Annotated in this window: 2 protein-coding genes; one reads left to right on the forward strand and one right to left on the reverse strand. The window is 50.8% G+C overall.

Going from position 1 to position 853, the window contains the following annotated elements; genetic code table 11:
* Positions 1-417 (forward strand): disulfide bond formation protein B (locus B3180_RS05395; RefSeq protein ID WP_286843435.1); only part of this gene is annotated, 417 nt, incomplete at its 5' end.
* Between the two features lie 12 nt (positions 418-429).
* Here the strand turns inward: B3180_RS05395 and B3180_RS05400 are convergent.
* A partial coding sequence (locus tag B3180_RS05400) for a YcgN family cysteine cluster protein (RefSeq protein ID WP_286843437.1) occupies positions 430-853 on the reverse strand: 424 nt, incomplete at its 5' end.

An 853-nucleotide genomic window follows, 5' to 3' on the forward strand; every position in this document is an offset into this window, starting at 1 on the left:
GTGTATCAGCGTATGGCGGTGGTCGGCATTGGTCTGGCTGCCATTGTTGGCCTGTTTGGTTCGGGCTTTTGGTTAACTCGCTGGGCGGCTTTAATTGGCTGGCTTTACAGCAGTTACCAGGGTTTGCTCATTGCTTACGATCACTGGGACTTACAGACTTCAAAAAACGCATTTTTTGCCGTGTGTGAAAGCGCGCCAAACTTCCCTGGCTGGGCACCGCTGCATGAATGGATGCCCGGGCTTTTTGCCGCCCCCGGCTTATGCGGTGACATTGACTGGCAATGGCTTGGCTTAGGTATGCCGGGCTGGATGACGGTGATTTTCGCAGGCTTTTTACTGATAGGTATTATTGTGGCTGTCTGTCACATTATTGCGTCGTTTAAGAAAAAAGACGGGCTGGTGCTTTACCACAAATAGTTCAAAGCGCTTTTAAGTTAAGGGCCAGGTCACTATTCTGTCTTCAAGATCGCCTTTAAACTTCGCTTCACTGACACAATGGCCGGCGACATGATAGCCGGCTTTTTTCATTGGCTCTTTGCTACCCTCATGCCTTAATGGATGCCACTCAGGCAAGGGTTGTCCTTCTGCCCGCAGCCGGTAAGCGCAGCTGGCAGGCATAAAATAAACATCTTCGAGGTTATTCGGCGTTAAAGTAACGCAGGCAGGCACGCGTTCGCTTCGGTGTGCATAGTCAGTACAACGTGCGGTGTCGGTATCTAATAACCGACAAGCAACGTCAGTGGAATACAGATTGTCTTCTTCGTCTTGCAGCTGATTTAAGCAGCACTGCCCACAGCCATCGCACAAGGCTTCCCATTGTGCGTGACTCAGCGTATGCAGTGGCTGCTCATAC

The organism is Idiomarina sp. UBA4206 (genome assembly GCF_002383015.1).
Lineage (GTDB): Bacteria > Pseudomonadota > Gammaproteobacteria > Enterobacterales > Alteromonadaceae > Idiomarina > Idiomarina abyssalis.